We start from the raw sequence: 17,748 nt of genomic DNA, 5'->3' as shown, positions 1-17,748 counted from the left end.
GTAATAAGTGATAAAGAATGAGAAGATGTTTAAGACTAGAGATAATTTTTTAATTCTTAATTCCTAGTTTGTAAATTATTTATGAATAATTCTATTGAATTTAAGTTGTTTGCTCCCTATAATGAGGGTGCAACCTTAATGGGTTCTTTTTCTGAATGGAAAGAAATTCCCATGAAAAAAGGTGATGATGGATATTTTCGTACTTCTGTTCTATTAGATGATGGAGGTTATCAGTATAAATTTCGTGTTCAATCTCTTAGTTGGTTTGTTGAACCTAATGAATGGGTAGATGTAATTGATCCTTGTGCTACTGATATTGATAATTCTTCTCAAAATGCTATCATTATCATTAAAGACGGCGATCGTATTGTAGATGACTATATTTGGAAACATGATGATAAAAATTTACCCTCCGATCGAGAATTAGTAATTTATGAACTTCATGTAGGTGATTTTTCAGGAGGAGAAAAAGATAATAAAATTCGTGGTAAATATCAAGACATTATCGAAAAAATAGATTATCTTTGCGAGTTAGGTATCAATGCCATTGAATTAATGCCCGTCAATGAGTATCCGGGAGATCATAGTTGGGGCTATAACCCTCGACATTTTTTTGCCACTGAATCCAGTTATGGCTCAACTTCTGACTTAAAACAACTTATTGACTCATGCCATGAAAAAGGAATTCGTGTAATCCTAGATGTAATCTATAATCATTCAGAATCAGAAGCACCTCTCACTAAAATTAACTATGATTATTGGTATCATCACTCACCCCGAGATCCTGATAATAATTGGGGGCCTGAATTTAATTATGATTTATATGATGAGAATTTACAAATACATCCAGCTTGGGAATTTGTTGGAGATAATTTAATCTTTTGGATCAAAGAGTATCATATTGACGGTATTCGTCTTGATGCCGCTAGACAAATCGATAATTATGATTTTATGCACTGGATTGTTGGGCAAGGCAAACAAACCGCAGGAATAAAGCCTTTTTTCACGATCGCAGAACATATCCCTGAAACTACAACTATTACTAATGCAGAAGGGCCGATGGATAGTTGTTGGCATGAAAGTTTTTATAACACGATAATGACTCACATTTGTGGAGATGGATTTGATTTAGAAAGTCTCAAGGATGTTATCGACTGCAAACGACAAGGTTTTATGGGTGAGAGTAATGTGGTAAATTATCTCACTAATCATGATCATAATCATTTGATGGCAGAATTGAGCGATCGAAATATCTTTTATGAAGAAGCCTTTAAACGCATTAAATTAGGCGTTGCAATATTAATGACGGCGATCGGAATACCGATGATTTGGATGGGAGAAGAATTAGGAGAGTATAAGTATAAAAAAATGGAATCCTCAAAAATCGATTGGCAACTTTTAGAGAATGACTTAAATAAAAATTTACTCGAATATTATAAAGGTTTAATTTCATTGCGTAAAAATAATCGCGCATTGTGGACAGAAAACATTGATTTTTTCCATGAAAATAACGAGGCGGGTATCTTAGCTTATACCCGATGGAATGAGGAAGGATCTCGTATTGTAATCATAGTGAATTTTTCTGATACTTTTCGGGCAGGTTATCATATTCCTAATTTTCCAGCTAATGGTAAATGGCATGAATGGACAGGCAATTATGAAATGGAATCAGGAGATAATGGAATGACGATCGACTTAGGTACTTATGAAGCTAAAGTTTTAGTCTGGCAATAAACAAAAAAATACCTTAGATTTACCATTAAAGCTAAACTATGAAGAATTATTATCTATAAATATTGATTTATGAATAAAATTTTGGTCACGGGTGCCGCTGGTTTTATTGGTTTTCATCTTTCTCAATCCCTTGTAAAACAAAATAATCAAGTAATAGGCATTGATAACCTTAATGACTATTATGATGTTTCTCTAAAAAAAGCCCGTCTTCAGGAATTAGAAAAATTAGATAACTTTCAATTTCATTTCATGGATTTGCACGATCGAAATAGCATTGATAAACTGTTTAAACAGGAAAAATTTGATATAGTCGTTAACCTCGCCGCCCAAGCAGGAGTTAGGTATTCTCTCGAAAATCCTCATGTTTATGCAGAAAGTAACGTCGTTGGGTTTTTAAATATTCTCGAAGGTTGTCGCCACAATCCTGTTAAACATCTCGTTTTTGCTTCCTCTAGCTCCGTTTATGGCATGAATAGTAAAATTCCTTTCAGTACCAACGATCCTGTTGATTGCCCTGTCAGTTTATATGCCGCTACAAAAAGAGCCAACGAATTAATGGCTTATACCTATAGTCATCTCTACAAAATTCCTAGTACTGGATTACGTTTCTTTACAGTATATGGCCCTTGGGGTCGTCCAGATATGGCATTATTTTTATTTACAAAAGCCATTTTAGGAGAAAAACCAATCCGTGTTTTCAACTACGGAAAAATGCAGAGAGATTTTACTTATATTGATGATATTGTTGTGGGGATAGAAAAAGTTATGGAAAAAATACCTTCAGGAGTCCCACCCTATAAACTTTATAATATTGGTAATAATCAACCTGTAGAATTATTGCATTTAATCGAAGTAATCGAGAAATCCCTGAGAAAAACTGCTATCAAAGAGTTTTTACCGATGCAACCGGGTGATGTTTTAACAACTTACGCTGACGTAGATGATTTAATTACAGATGTGGGGTTTAGTCCTAAAACTCCTATTGAAAAAGGAGTAGAAAAATTTGTTAATTGGTATCGTAATTATTATCAAGTTTAGTTTTTTTGTGATATGAAGTTATTTATTCACTATCAATATATTCTTCTATGAAATTTTCTTAAAATTAAAAAAACAAAGTTGTAAACCTATAAATATGTTATGGAATGAGAAGTGTTGGGTATAATTTAATTAAGTATCAATTTTGTAAGTTACACAAAAAAAGATTAGAAATATTAGGCTCTAAGGATTTTGTTTAATAATATTCAGGTTTAATCATAATAAAAAGGTAAAAAATTATAAAGATTTAATCCTTTGACACAAAGCAATGAATTTCAAGATTACTTGTAATCAAGTTACTTTAACACTTCTCTATTAATTAGAGTCTGTTTTAAAAGTTTTTGTTCACCGAAGATGCTACTTAATGATTATCCTAAATGCTTCTTAGAAAAAGAGATTTCAAATTTATTTTCGCCTTTTTAAAGGGAGGCTAATGGCTATTTTATAAAAAACAGAAACTCTTTCAAACAACTCCTGAAATTGATGGATTAACTCCCAAAATTCAAAAAACTGCCGTGTCAATTTCTGTTAATATTGCGAAAGGAAAATACTTAGGTATTTATATGGATCATCTTCCTATTGTTAACCATTATCTTAAGTAATTAGAAACTTATTTGGTAATTATGTCTTGATGATCTTATTTGAAAAATTAAAGCTATTACTAAAATGAAGTAACGAAATTAGAAGAATGTTAAATAACTTAATAGAAAAAACTAGATGAGACAACAAATTAAAAAATTAGATAGCGACAACTTTCTAGTTTACATTTGACCCATAACTCCTAATAACTCATTTTAAATTTGCGTAACTGTAGTTAATATTTTTAGTTACAACGCTCAATGTTTGTTTAATAATATAGGGTTCCAGAGAATCAAAATTACACTTTGAATGATGATAAATTATTATAATTCTGATGATCAATATCACATCTTAATTTTAAATCAGTTTTTTCCCCCAGACTATGCCCCGACAGGACAGTTAATCGAAGAACTAGCCATTGCATTGAGTGAAAAAGGAATGAAAGTTCGGGTTTTTAGTGGTCAACCTGCTTACGCCTTCGATACTAAAGAAGCACCGAGAGATGAAATTATTAAGGGAGTTAATATAAAAAGAACAAGGAGTTCAAGAGTTTGGCCCGATCGTATTAGAGGGAAAGCAGTTAACAGTATTTTGTTTTTTATCAGAGCTTTTTTTCATCTTATTCGTTATCAAAAAACAGATGATCTACTAATCATTACCACTGCTCCTGCATTTATGACTTGGCTAGGTTTTTTTGCTCATTTAATCTGGAGAAAAAAATATATTTGCATTATTTATGACTTATATCCTAATATTCTTTATCAATTGAAGGTTTTGCCAAAAAATCATGCGATCGTCAAATTATGGGGTATATTAAATCATCACACATGGATTAATGCTCAAGAAATTATTGTTTTGTCAGACTCTATGAAAAAGCGAATTATTGAAAGCTGTCCATCTATTAAACATAAAATCACGGTAGTTCATAATTGGGCTGATGGTAACATGATCAAACCCTTGAATAAAGAAGATAATTGGTTTGCACAACAATACGGACTACACACAAAATTTACCATAATTTATTCAGGAAATATGGGACGTTGTCATGATATGGATACAATAATTTCGGCTGCATATCTCCTGACAGAATATCAGGATAATTTTCAATTTTTATTTATTGGTAGTGGTGCTCAACAAAAGCCTCTCAAGGATAAAATGGACAAATTAGGGTTAAAAAATGTCTTATTCCTTCCCTATCAAAAAAAAGAAATCTTACCTTATTCTCTGACTGCTTGTGATATATCTTTAATTTCTATTGCGGAAGATATGGATGGAGTTGTTGCACCTAGTAAACTTTACTCCACTTTAGCCGCAGGAAATGTGGTAGGAGTTATTTGCCCGGAAACATCATTCTTGACACAATTAGTTGTCAAGGCTCAATGTGGAGAGAGTTTTAGAAACGGAGATGCTGAGGGATTAGCAAATTTCTTTTTGAACTTATATCATAATAAAAAACTTTGTGAAAAAATGGGATACAATGCTAGACAATATTTTTGTAACAATTTTAGTAAGAATATTGCAGTAGATAAATATATGGAGATTATTGAAGGGATTCGTTATGAATCAAAAAAATATCCGCACAGATAAATCTCTCTCAATGGCACTATATTTTTTTACACGACTCATTGAAAACTTTAAATATACTTTGGGAGTTAATAACTTGATTTTCAGTGAAGATCGGCAGGAGATAATAATTTTGGAGTAACATCAAATTATAACTTTTGTCTGTTAACTTTAGATAGGTTTTGAGGTTAAACAAGATTAATTGAATATTCTGCGACAGTAGAATTTATGATAATAAAGCAAAAGATTTAAGCTCCTTGTTTTTCTTACCTTGATAAAATTAATGTTCCCTTAATACTTATAGTTTCAATAAAACATTATTATAATTAGTTTATGATTAAGACCAATTTCTACGATCGATTACTGTTAACTTCTATTTTTGTTTTAGGTTATTCTCCATTACTTTTAGCTCAAAATATCAGTCCTAGACAACCATTAAAACCTTTATCTCCCAACTCCCCCACCAATAGCAATACAAACAATTTTAAATACGATACTTCACGACAATCTAATCCGAGTCAACAATTTCCTTATACTCTTGATTCTGGTGATGTTATTTCCTTAGATATTTTTAATGTACCCGAATATAGTAAGGAATACCAAGTTTTAGTAGATGGAACTATTAATTTACCTTTAATTAATCGTCTCTCTGTGGTGGGATTAACTCTAGCAGAAACGGAAGCTCTTATTTATGATGAATATGTTCGTTCAGAACTACTAAAAGATCCGATCGTAAGTATTAATTTAGTTTCACCTCGTCCTATTACTGTTGCTATTGTCGGAGAAATTAGAACTCCTGGATCTTATTCTATTCCCTTTGAAGGTTCAACAGGAACAAGTCAAGGACGAAAATTTCCTAATTTGATTAGTGCATTACAATTAGCCAATGGTATTAATGCTTCCGCCGATAGTCGTCGAGTCCAAGTTGTTCGTAATTATAAAGGTCAAGAGTACATTATTCCTGTGAATTTTTGGGATTTTTTGGAAAAAGGTGATTTAAGTCAAAATATTATCCTCAGAGATGGTGATCGAATAATTATTCCCAGTGCCGAAGAAATTAACCCAGTAGAAGTATTGAGAGTAGCCACAGCTAATTTCTCAGCTAATTTAAGTATTCCTATTACCGTTAGTATTGTGGGAGAAGTCAATCGACCTGGCCCTTATACTTTAAGTGGTGATGATGTAAGAGCCAATAGTTTAACCGATAGTTTAAATTTTCAAAACACGACAACCATTCGTAATCAAGAAGGTTTAGCTGGAATACCCACAGCTACAAGGGCAATTAAAACCGCAGGGGGTTTAACGGCAAAAGCAGATATTCGTAATATTGAAGTTAGGCGTACATTACCATCAGGGCAAGAACAAATAGTTAAAGTTAATTTATGGGAATTATTACAAACAGGAAAGTTTAGAGAAGATGCTTTATTGCAAAACGGCGATCGAGTTTTTATTCCTACCATAGAAACCATTAAAGATAGTGAAGTTCGTCAAGTTGCGATCGCTAGTTTTTCTCCCAATACGATTAATGTTAGTGTGGTAGGAGAAGTCAAAACTCCTGGAGTAAAACAATTACCCCCTAACGTAAGTTTACAACAAGCACTCTTACAAGCCGGAGGATTTGACAATCGTCGTGCTAATGAAAGCGTTGCTGAATTAATACGGCTCAACCCTGATGGTACAGTAACTAGACGATCGATCAAAGTCGATTTTAGCTCCCCCTTAAGTGATGAAAATAATCCTCCATTATTAAATAATGATGTGATATTTGTCGAACGATCCAATTTAGCTGTAGCTTCGGACGCTACTTTTGCTATCATTAATCCTTTTGCCCAAATACTAGGAATTATTGCTAATACTGCATTGGTAGTCGATCGATTTAGTGGAAATTAACGGACGTTGCGCAGAATAAATTGAATAGATGACAGTTAACAGTTGACAGTTGATAGCTAATATTTTGCTTTCTATGACCTATTTCCTACCTTCCAACATTGAACTTAGATGATTCCTAAGCTAAGAGGCATTTAACTTACGTTTTTTATTAATTCTTAAACATGATTGAAACCCTTAACTTTTACCTTTTCCCTACCTTAACCAGTAAACTTAGATGAGTCCTAGAAACGTTATATTATTATTTATTAAGCATATATTATCCGCCATTCTCTAAATAATTAATCTCATGGAAGAATTGTTAATTTATTTCAAAATTATTCGTAAAAGATGGCTTCCTGTATCCCTAGTTTTTGCCATTATATTCTTCTTTTTAGGTTATGAGCGATCGAAAAAAGTAATTCCTCTTTATAAAGCTAGTGGTACTATTATTTTTGAGACAAAAAGTCCTAATATTGCCGATCCTTTTGCTTTATCTTCCCAAACAAAATTAAGCAATGATTTAGTATTAATTAAGTCTAATTCTTTGGCAGAAAAAGTTATCAAAGATTTACAATTACCTCTAAAATTAGATCCGAAAAAGTTAGTAGGAAATTTAGTTGCTGTCAATCCACAAAACACTGATGTAATTGTATTGTCATTTACAGATAAAGATCCAGAAAAAGCTGTTGAAATAGTCAATGCTTGGATCAGAAATTATGTACAATTAGACAGAGAACAAAAAGTCACTCAAACTAGAGAATTAGCCAATTTTTTAGAAAAGCAAATTCCTGAAAGTCAAAAAGAATTAGAGATAACTGCCGAAAAATTAAAAGAATTTAAACAAAATAATCGCATTTTAGACATAACTGCCGAAGCAACTTCTACCATTGATATTATTGGTCAATTAGATGGTCAAATCGCCGAAATAGAATCTCAATTGGCGGCTCAAAAATCTCGTAGAGATTCTTTAAGAAAAATATTTCCTATAGATTCTGAAACTGGTATTACTTCTAGTTTTGTCAATGAATCTCCTATGGTTGCTTCTCTAGTTAAACAAATCCAAGAAATTAATCTTAAAATTGAACAGCAAAAAGTTAGTTTGGGTGATAAACACCCTCAATTAATTACTTTAGAACAAGAAAAAAAAATTTTAGAAGAACAATTAAAAAAATATGCTCAAAATATTAATATTCAAGGAGAATTACCCAAAGAAGATTTAGATAAAATTTATCAACCCGGTTCAACTCAAAGCAATTTATTAGCGGAATATGGCACGGTCGAAAGAGATATTCAAAGTTTAGAAGCACAATTAAAATCTTTAAATCAATTAATTAATAATTATCGAGAAAGAGTTGATACTTTACCTAATTTAGAGTTTGAACAAGAACAATTACAACGAGAATTAGATGCTAGAAGTGACTTATTACAAAATTTAATTAAAAATTATCAAGATGCACAAATAGCCCTTAATAATACTCAAGGAAATATTCGATCGGCTGAATTTGCCTCTATACCGACAGAACCTACTACAAATAGTAGTTTTACTTATTTAATTCAAGGTTTTTTAGCCGGTATTTTAGCAAGTTCATTATTAGCTTATTTATTAGAACAATTAGATAACGGAGTTAATAATATTGAGCAAATTAGAGAGTATTTTCAACAACCAGTATTAGGAAAAATTCCCTATTTTTACCATTTTTATCGTCATAAAACTGATAATATTACAAGTAGTCTTCCTGTGAAGAATAATCCATCTTCTTCCATTTGTGAGAATTTTCGTGCTATTGGTGCGAGTCTCAAATTTATGGATACAGAAGAAAAACCTCTAAAAGTCATTACTATTTCCAGTAGTGTTGCTAAAGAAGGTAAATCAACCATTGCGGCGAACATTGCGATCGCAGTTTCCGAATTAGGGAAAAAAGTCTTATTGATTGAGGCCGATTTAAGAAAACCTGGACAAAAGAAAATTTGGGGAAGTACAGAGAAAGAATTTGGATTAAGTGAGTTATTGCACTCAGAAAAGAATATTTTACTCTCAGAATCGACAATTCCCGTTATGCCTAATTTAGATTTATTACTTGCCGGTAACAGTAAGTCTAACCCTGTCGCTTTAATTGGTTCTTCTCAAATGATAGATATACTTGAGGAAATGAAAACCCACTATGATTTAATTATTATTGACTCACCCCCTATTAGTGTAGCGGCAGATGCTCAAATTTTGGGCAGAATGAGTGATGGAATGTTAATGGTTGTACGTCAGAGTAAAGTAAAAATTTCTATGTTAGCTGGTATAAAAGAATCTTTAACCCAAGCAGAAGTTAATGTTATCGGCTTAATTCTTAATTGCTTCACTTCTGACAGTGAGAATAATTATTATTACTATAACTACTCTTACTATCGTGACAAAAAAGATCAGAAAAAAAACACCTTATTTTCCTAAACCAGAAGAAACTTTAATATTTCATAAAATGCTACTGCATAAAATTATCTTTTCCTCCTGATAAGTAAATATATAGACATTTTTTCATCCGATTTGGGGAAAAGTTAAAGTACATAAGTACGAATTATGACTCAAACACGATCGCATATGATTGGACATTAGGTAATATTAAGTCATGAGACTTATTCTGCTAAATCGGATTTTTTAATATGTAATTATATTAATCTCATATTAAACAATAATACAACATTACTGAAATAATTATCTTTTTTTTATTTAAAAAATGTTACATATATCAGAAAAATAATAGTTAAAATCTTTTCTCATGACTCAAATAGTTATTTCTTGTTTCTTCTAAAATCGATCGAGAAAGTTATTTACACCAATTATTTAGGGTTACTATATAATAAAAAAGTCAGTTTCATGGTGTGTGACGAAAATGGTAGATGAATTAAGGACAGTGTTAGAATTAGCAACAGAAGATGAGTTACAACAAGTCACGAAGATTCTTTTTTCTCGTCGCTTGAATCCTATTGATTACTTAAAAAGTCCAGATCCTTTGGATGTTCAAAGTAACGACTTACAAACTTGGCTAGATATGTTAGAAAATCGTTTTCGTTTCTTGGCGGCTGATGGCATCACAGTATTACGAGGTCAAACTAAAGAAGTATGTTATCGAGATGTTTTAATTCAAGTTTGTCGTTATCTCAAAATTCCTTACTCTCAAAAAATGACAACGATCGAGATTGAAAGCGAAATTTTCTTAAACTTACTACAACAAGCATGGCGTAAATTGCCTTCTGCTGAACAAAAATCATTGAAAAATCAAGTAATTAATTCCCTTGCCCAAAGTCCTCAGCCTGAACCCTTACCTCTAAGTTTACAACACGATCCTGTCAAAATTTTACTACAAGGAGGTAGCTTAATGGCAGTAAGTTCGATTCTAAAGCCTTGGTTACTGCAAAAAATTGCTCAACAATTTGCCATACATTTTGCAACTTATCAAGTGACTAAAACAACTATTATTAAAGGTGGTATTGCTACAGCTAGTCAATTACAAAATCATTTTGCTTTACAAATGGCTAAAAGAGGCATGGTGATGAGTACTGCACGTTATACCGCCGTAAGGGGAGTTTTTGCTTTTCTAGGCCCTGTTTTATGGGGATGTTTTCTAGCAGATTTAGGTTGGAGAGCGATCGCTACTAACTACACCAGAATCATTCCAGTAATTTTTACTTTGGCTCAAATTCGTCTTACTCGTGGTTACGATTGGGAAATGTCACCCTGTTAGAGTTGAAAAGAAATAATATTTTTTGTATATTTTTTGTCTCGTCAATCATATCCTTATGATTTATTAATTTTTGTAAATCCCAGTTAAGATAAAAACGACTCTCGTTAAGAATTTCAGACTGTCATAGAAGCCATTTTATAGCGAAGAAAACAATAAACATCTAACTAATTATTTCTTAGTGTTCAGAAATTCATAGGTATTTTTAATCACAATATTAGCATTTATTTTAATTTTATCGAGCAGTTTTACCTTACAATGAAAGTGGTTTAAATAGTCCCCTCGATCGATAATGGAATCAATTATATCCGTACCTCTGCCTAATAATTCCTATAATATTCATATTCTCAATAATGGATTATTAACTCTAGGAGAAAAAATTAAAGAGTTAAATTTAGGAAAGAAAATTTTGGTGGTGTCCAATCCCCAAATCTTTGATTATTATGGAAACCTTACCGTTGATTCCTTAGAAAAAGCTGGTTTTAGTGTTAATTATCACCTTATTCCCGCAGGAGAAAATTATAAAACCCTTGAATATTTAGCCCAAATTTATGATAGTACTCTCAAGTTTTCTTTAGAGCGAAACTCGACTTTATTGGCTTTGGGAGGTGGAGTAGTAGGAGATATGACAGGATTTGCCGCCGCTACTTGGTTACGAGGAGTTAATTTTGTTCAAGTACCAACATCCCTCTTAGCGATGGTAGATGCTTCTGTGGGTGGAAAAACAGGAGTTAATCATCCTCAAGGAAAAAATTTAATTGGTGCTTTTTATCAACCAAAATTAGTTTTGATAGATCCAACGGTTTTAAAAACCCTGCCCGATCGAGAGTTTAAGGCTGGTATGGCAGAAGTTATTAAATATGGAGTGATTTGGGATAAAAGTCTTTTTGAACAGCTAGAAAAAGCAAATAATCTTGATAGCTTAGATAATTTTGATGGGGTGCTATTAAGTGAAATCCTAGTTCGTTCTTGTCAAGCAAAAGCCGAAGTAGTAAGTCAGGATGAAAAAGAAGCAGGTTTAAGAGCAATTTTAAACTATGGTCACACCATTGGTCATGTTATTGAAAGTTTAACGAATTATGAAACTTTTGTTCATGGAGAAGCCGTCGCCATCGGTATGGTAGCAGCCGGAAAGATCTCCGTTGAAATGGGTTTATGGACAGAATCGGAAGCGAAAAGACAAAATTTATTAATCGAAAAAACCGGATTACCTACCATTATTCCTTCTTATCTTGATATAGATGCTGCGATCGCTCATTTACAAACTGATAAGAAAGTTAAAGGGGGAAAAGTACGCTTTATTTTGCCAACGGCGATCGGTAAAGTAATAATTACAGATCGAGTTACAAGTAAATTAGTAAGAAATGTATTTTAAGTAATTGGAGTTTGCTTAATAAATCAGAAGGCTTTTAAATTAAAGGTTTAGATATACTGATAGATAATTTATAATTTAGTCTATCAGAGTCTTTTCTTTTAGTATTCATGTATTCATTGAAGGGCTGCACCTAACACCTAACACCTAACACCTAACACCTAACACCTAACGGTACTTAAACTAAAAATATTAAACTATGAGTCTCAAATCGTTATAAATCAAAGATTTTACATCGATGCCAAAGGCACGCAGAGCGCACGATAACTTTTCCTTTTATACCAAGAGTTTCAGCCGTTTTTATGGCTTTTATCTAAATCCCTTACTCTGACTGTATTTGAAGCTATTTTTGTACCAAAATTTTTCAAAGTACCGCTAATACCTACTCTCCGTCAAAACACCTTTTCAGCAAACCCTAAATTAGATGAAAAACCAGACAATTAACTGACAGAAAAATTTTTTAATGAACCAAGCTAAGGTTAGAATTAAAGTTTAATGGCTAAGAAGTATTCTAAGAAGTAGTTATAGGGGGGTAAACTGGTGACTGATACTGATAATTTAACCATTCTACAAAATGATTCTCGTCATGAACTGAGAGAATTAGTAAGTTCTCAATTAAGACTTTTATTAGAACAAAATAACCTTGAAGGTGCAAAAGTTTTATTATTCCCCGTACAACCTGTAGATATTGCTGAAGCGATCGAATATTTACCTTCCTCTATGCAATTGATTGCTTTTCGCTTACTTAATAAAACAGAAGCAATTGATGTTTACGAACACTTAGATTATAGCGTACAACAAGCACTTATCGAAGAATTTAAGCGACAAGAAGTGTTAGATATTGTTGATAAAATGTCTCCCGACGATCGAGTTAGATTATTTGATGAGTTACCCGCCTCGGTGGTTAGCCGTATTTTGGCACAATTAAGTCCAGAAGAAAGACAGGCGACGAACTTACTTTTAGGCTATGAAGAAGATACTGCTGGTCGTATTATGACACCAGAGTATATTTCCTTAAAACAAACTTTAACAGTAGAAGAGACTCTCGATCGTATCAGATCTTTAGCAAGAGCTTCTGAGTTAATTTATTATATGTATGTAACCGATGCTTCACGTCATTTGGCGGGTATCGTTTCCTTACGAGATTTAGTTTTACACCCACCTCATCAAACTTTAGAAGAAATCATGACTAAAGATGTAGTTTATGTCAAAACTGACATGGATCAAGAAGAGGTTGCAAGATTAATTCAAAGATATGACTTTTTAGCTGTACCAGTAGTAGATAAAGAATTACGATTAGTGGGGATTGTTACCGTTGATGATGTCATTGATATTTTAGAAAAAGAAGCCACTGAAGATATTTACGCTTTAGGTGCTGTCCAATCTGTCGGAGATAACTACTTTCAAACTAACCTTTTTACCGTAGCTAGAAGACGGGTATCATGGTTGTTGATATTATTGTTAACTAATACTGTCACTGGTAGCATTATTGGAGCGCAAGAAGATGTGTTAGAGAAAGTAACGGTTTTAGCTGCCTTTATACCTCTTTTAACAGGTACTGGGGGAAATATTGGTACTCAATCATCTACAGTAGTTATTAGGGGTTTGAGTACTGATGAAGTGAGCGATTTAGGTACAGGAAAAGTTATTTTTCGAGAGGCTTTAGCTGGATTAATCTTAGGTTTAATCTTAGGAGTTTTAGCGGCGGTTTGGGCTTATCTTTTACCTCAAACCCATAGAAATCCTATTGTAGCGGTATCTGTTGGCATTAGTTTGGTGGCAATTTCTGTATTAGCTTCCGTTTCGGGATCTTCTCTACCTTTTTTGTTTCGATTGTTTGGATTAGATCCTGCTTTGATGTCTGCACCTTTTATTACTACGGCAGTAGATGTTTTAGGGGTGTTGATCTATTTCTCGATCGCCCGTACAATGTTAGGGATTTAGGGTGATTGATTATGATTTTTATGATTTTATTTTGGTTAGAGTGGCTAGAATATCTCGGGATTTTATTAACGATTATTGGGTTGATTTTTTCTTTAACTTTCCAGTCCAATAATTTATTATTTATCGCTATTACTGTTACTTTCATTTTAAATATTATCAATCGTCTTCGATCGGAAAATCGCAGTAAAACCCGTATCGCTGCCGCTTTGAATGTGCAATTGAAACGTTTTTCAGGAGAAGTTGAAGAAATCAACAGTAAAATTAATCAATATCTTGAAAAACAAAATTCCCTTTCCTCTCCCCCCAAAATTGTCAGTAATCAACAAAAAAAATCTGAGAATCAAATGATTGCCTCTTTACAAGACGATGTGGAAAGTTTAAATAAGTCTCTCACTAGCATTATTGAATATATCCAAGAACATAAACTAGAATTGAGGATCAAAACCTTAGAACAATTATATCAATCATCTCAATCGTCCCGAAAACCAGTGAATCCAGCAGTTAATGATATAAAATTACCCGATTCAAAAATCTTAACTCAATCAGTAATTTATGATATTGAACCTCCCCCTAAAATTGCTTGGCGATGTATTCATATAATTAATGCTCATACTCAATCGGTTACTGATATAGCCATTACTCATGATAATAAATATTTATTAAGTGCTTCTTGGGATCAATACTTAAAAATTTGGTCATTAGACAGAGGTAACGAAATTGATGGGATTAAGGCTTCAGAACAAGGAGTCTTAACAGTTTCACTAAGCGATCAAGACTATGTTAATAATGGTATTGTTACAGGTAGTTTAGATCAAGATGTAAAAATTTGGTCTTTGAAATCTGAAAAAAATTCTTTAAAATTTAATCTTCGTCATACTTTAACTCAGCATACGGGATCTATTCACGGGTTAACCATTGCATCTTCTCGAGGAATTATTGTCAGTGGTAGCTATGATCAAACTCTTAAACAGTGGGATTGTGAAACCGGACGATTGTTAGAAAGTTGTTATGATGAAACTGGTGCAATAAATGCGATCGCTATTCATGAAGAAGGACAATTTATTGCTAGTGGTGGTGGTGATGGTGAAATTACGATTTGGGAGTTAGGGGGAAACCGAAAATTAGGTTTATTAGTAGGAAATGTAACGTCATTGGAATCGATCGCTATAGCTGGTTCCGGAGAATATATAGCGGGAGGTTGTGCTGATGGTTCCATCAAAATTTGGCATTTACCGACAACTATGTTTAGTCTGTATTTAGAAATTGAGCCTACTTTAGAATTGCAGGGGCATCATGGGCAAGTAATGGACTTAACTTTCAGTCCGGATGGAAAACTATTGTATAGTGGTGGTGTAGATGGTTTAATCAAAATTTGGTATCCTGCTAGTTCCAAAGAATTAGGTCATTTAAAAATAGCTGATGATAACCGTATTTTTTCACTTGCCTTAAGTAAAAATGGAGAATTTTTGGCGGCCGGTGGAGTTGATGGTACTATTAAAATTTGGCAACAAACCACGCAATAAAGTTTTTATAGTCTAAGTATTTCTCTACCTTCAGAAATAACGACTAAATTAACTTGTAATGGGCCAGATGTATAGGTTTCATTCCCCGCAACAGCAATAATTTCGTCCACTGTTTGATCAGACAATTGTAACTCTTGAAGAAAGTTAATTAAAGAGATAATTTTTCCATCTCCAATAATAATTCTACCTAATAGTCCTTCTCTCCTTGCCCGAAATTGTGTGACAGAAATAAGAAAATCTATTTTCTTTTGTAATTCATCAGTTTTAAAATCTTTAGGATCGATCGAAATAGAGGCGATCGTGTCATTTTTACTGTAAACTCTCTGATTAGAGGTAACATCTGCAAAAATCCTCACATTTTCTTCTCCTTGAACATAATTACCAGCAGATAAAATTCTGACCAAATATTCTCCATTTTGAGATAGTTGTTCTTTCATTTGTTGTACTTGTGCTTTAGTAATTTGAACAAATCTCTCGTTAGGAAATTTATCTCCATAGCCTAAAGTTAACATTACTCCTCGATTTGCTTCATTTAAAACACCATCAATTAATTCTTCAATATTAGTATTTCGATCAATTTTTAAGAGAGTTACCGTCAATACTTGTCCTTTCACAATAGCGATCGGTCTTTCTCTTAAATCTTGATAAGTTTGATAATATTGTTCTAATATTTCCACTTCTCGACGATAAAATGCCAATTCTTTTTCTAAAGATAATAATTCATTCTCTTTATCTTTTAGGATTTTATCTTTTGCCAAGATATTTTGATCGAGTTTAGAAATCTGTTGATCCCTAGATTTTATCTCTAATTGCAATTGATTTTGACGATTTTTTAGTTGTGCTAAACTATCTTCTTGTTCTTTTAAAATATCCTTCTGTTCTTCTATTTGTAACTGTTTATCTTTTAACTCTTGATCTCTTTTAGCTATGGATATTTCTAATTTTTCTTGTTGTTTTTGAATCTCCTCTTTTTCTTGTAAAAGAATATCTTTTTCAGTAATAATTTTCTCTACTTCTTTTTTTAATTTTTCACTTTGGCTGGAAATAATTTTGAGTTTACTTTGAGTAATTTTTAATTCTTGTCCAGTTTCATCTAACAATTTTTTAGCAGAATTTTGACGTTGTTGAGCAGAAATTAATTCCTGTTCTACTCGCTTTTTTTCTAACTCAACTTTTTCCAATTGAAGTGTAATTTCTCGTCTTTTTTTTAAGATTTCATCTAGTTCAAAAATGCCTTGACGTAAAGAACTACTTAGACTAAACAAAATTAATAATGTGGAAGCTGAAATTAAGATACCTGTACCAATAGTAATAAGTATAGCAGTTTGTTTTGGACGTAGTTGAAATAATCTCAATCTAGCCTTACCGACTTTTGTCCCAATGCGATCGCCTAATGCCGCAATTAAACCCCCTAATATTAAGATAGCTACTACGAGAATATAGGCACTTGTCATTAATTTATAGAGTTATACACTCCTCACAAAAATTATTCACACCATTGCATTAATCTCTATAGTGTAACCTGATTTTAGACGAGTTCGGAAAAAGACAGAGGTACAAAAAAATAACCAGAGGAAAAAACAATTATACTGAGCAAAAAAGTAAGATTATCACAATTAACCTTTCTACTCACTCGTATCCTCTTCACAATTTTATGTCCAACGGAAATAAAGTTGAGGATATTAGGCGAATTGTTGACTTAAACCAACAGGATTATGCACAGTAATTTTTTTCTTATTAATCGAAATCATGCCATCTTGTCTCAATTCTCCTAGTAATCTAGTAACAGTTACACGAGTTGAACCTATAGCTTCAGCGATCGCTTGATGTGATAATTTAAGATCAATAGTAATACCATTGAGACTAGGTACGCCAAAATCTCGACAAAGAATTAATAAGAAACTAACTAAACGGGAAGCCATATCCCTATGTGCCAAAGTTTCAATCATTAATTCTGTTTGTAAAATTCGAGAAGACAATCCCTGTAACATTAAACGAGACAATTCAGGATTATCTTTTAACGATCGTTGAAAATGCTCAATAGGAGCAGATAATAATTCTACGGGAGTAAAAGCAACAGCATGATAGAATCGATCGGACTTTTGCCCTGTAATCAGTGATAATACTCCAAAAACACTATTTTCCCGTAATAAAGCAACGGTAATTTCTTCCCCAGCTTCATACACCCGGGACAATTTTACAGCACCCTTCATTAAAAAATATACTCTTTCGGCGGGATCACCGGGGAAAAATATCGTCTTACCACGTTCAAATTTTTCCACCACAGGGGTATAAATTCCTGCGCCAATCTGACGAAATACGGATGCTAAAGGTTGTTCCTGAGTTGATATTGATTGCATAGGGGATAGTTACGGAATAATATTTAATGATCGATCGTGTA

General features: G+C 32.8%; 11 protein-coding genes. 9 read left to right on the top strand and 2 right to left on the bottom strand.

What is annotated here, in order from left to right; translation table 11 throughout:
• Positions 1–81 precede the first annotated feature (81 nt).
• From GM3709_RS10200 to GM3709_RS10160, 9 genes are all read left to right on the top strand, one after another.
• Positions 82–1,734: an alpha-amylase family glycosyl hydrolase gene (locus GM3709_RS10200; RefSeq protein WP_066118884.1), complete on the top strand. Its 1,653-nt coding sequence runs from the start codon at positions 82–84 to the stop codon at positions 1,732–1,734.
• Positions 1,735–1,803: 69 nt separating this feature from the next.
• The gene (locus GM3709_RS10195; protein WP_066118883.1) at positions 1,804–2,772 is read left to right on the top strand and encodes an NAD-dependent epimerase; all 969 of its coding nucleotides are present in this window, start codon (positions 1,804–1,806) and stop codon (positions 2,770–2,772) included.
• Positions 2,773–3,657: 885 nt separating this feature from the next.
• A complete protein-coding gene (locus GM3709_RS10190; protein WP_066118880.1) occupies positions 3,658–4,935 on the top strand; it encodes a glycosyltransferase family 4 protein in 1,278 nt (425 codons plus the stop codon).
• Positions 4,936–5,244: 309 nt separating this feature from the next.
• Positions 5,245–6,801 (top strand): SLBB domain-containing protein, encoded by a 1,557-nt coding sequence (locus GM3709_RS10185; protein WP_066118878.1) that lies wholly within the window; start codon positions 5,245–5,247, stop codon positions 6,799–6,801.
• 286 nt (positions 6,802–7,087) lie between these two features.
• On the top strand, positions 7,088–9,220 hold the full coding sequence (locus GM3709_RS10180; protein WP_066118875.1) for a polysaccharide biosynthesis tyrosine autokinase: 2,133 nt from the start codon (positions 7,088–7,090) through the stop codon (positions 9,218–9,220).
• A gap of 439 nt (positions 9,221–9,659) precedes the next feature.
• On the top strand, positions 9,660–10,511 hold the full coding sequence (locus tag GM3709_RS10175; RefSeq protein ID WP_066118873.1) for a YaaW family protein: 852 nt from the start codon (positions 9,660–9,662) through the stop codon (positions 10,509–10,511).
• Between the two features lie 289 nt (positions 10,512–10,800).
• Entirely contained in the window at positions 10,801–11,883 is a 1,083-nt protein-coding gene (aroB, locus tag GM3709_RS10170; RefSeq protein WP_066118871.1) for a 3-dehydroquinate synthase, read from the top strand.
• A gap of 537 nt (positions 11,884–12,420) precedes the next feature.
• Positions 12,421–13,824 (top strand): magnesium transporter, encoded by a 1,404-nt coding sequence (gene mgtE, locus GM3709_RS10165; RefSeq protein ID WP_066118869.1) that lies wholly within the window; start codon positions 12,421–12,423, stop codon positions 13,822–13,824.
• A gap of 20 nt (positions 13,825–13,844) precedes the next feature.
• Positions 13,845–15,347: a WD40 repeat domain-containing protein gene (locus GM3709_RS10160; RefSeq protein ID WP_231937547.1), complete on the top strand. Its 1,503-nt coding sequence runs from the start codon at positions 13,845–13,847 to the stop codon at positions 15,345–15,347.
• Positions 15,348–15,352: 5 nt separating this feature from the next.
• Here GM3709_RS10160 and GM3709_RS10155 read toward each other — a convergent pair whose 3' ends face one another.
• Positions 15,353–16,801, bottom strand: a complete 1,449-nt coding sequence (locus GM3709_RS10155; protein ID WP_066118865.1) for a DUF3084 domain-containing protein — start codon at positions 16,799–16,801, stop codon at positions 15,353–15,355.
• 228 nt (positions 16,802–17,029) lie between these two features.
• A complete protein-coding gene (gene ntcA / locus GM3709_RS10150) occupies positions 17,030–17,707 on the bottom strand; it encodes a global nitrogen regulator NtcA (protein WP_066118863.1) in 678 nt (225 codons plus the stop codon).
• Between the last annotated feature and the right edge of the window lie 41 nt (positions 17,708–17,748).

The sequence above is a fragment of the Geminocystis sp. NIES-3709 genome (genome assembly GCF_001548115.1).
GTDB lineage: Bacteria > Cyanobacteriota > Cyanobacteriia > Cyanobacteriales > Cyanobacteriaceae > Geminocystis.
The sequence above is the reverse complement of the archived record's forward strand: the minus strand, read 5'-3'. Positions and strand labels throughout refer to the sequence as shown.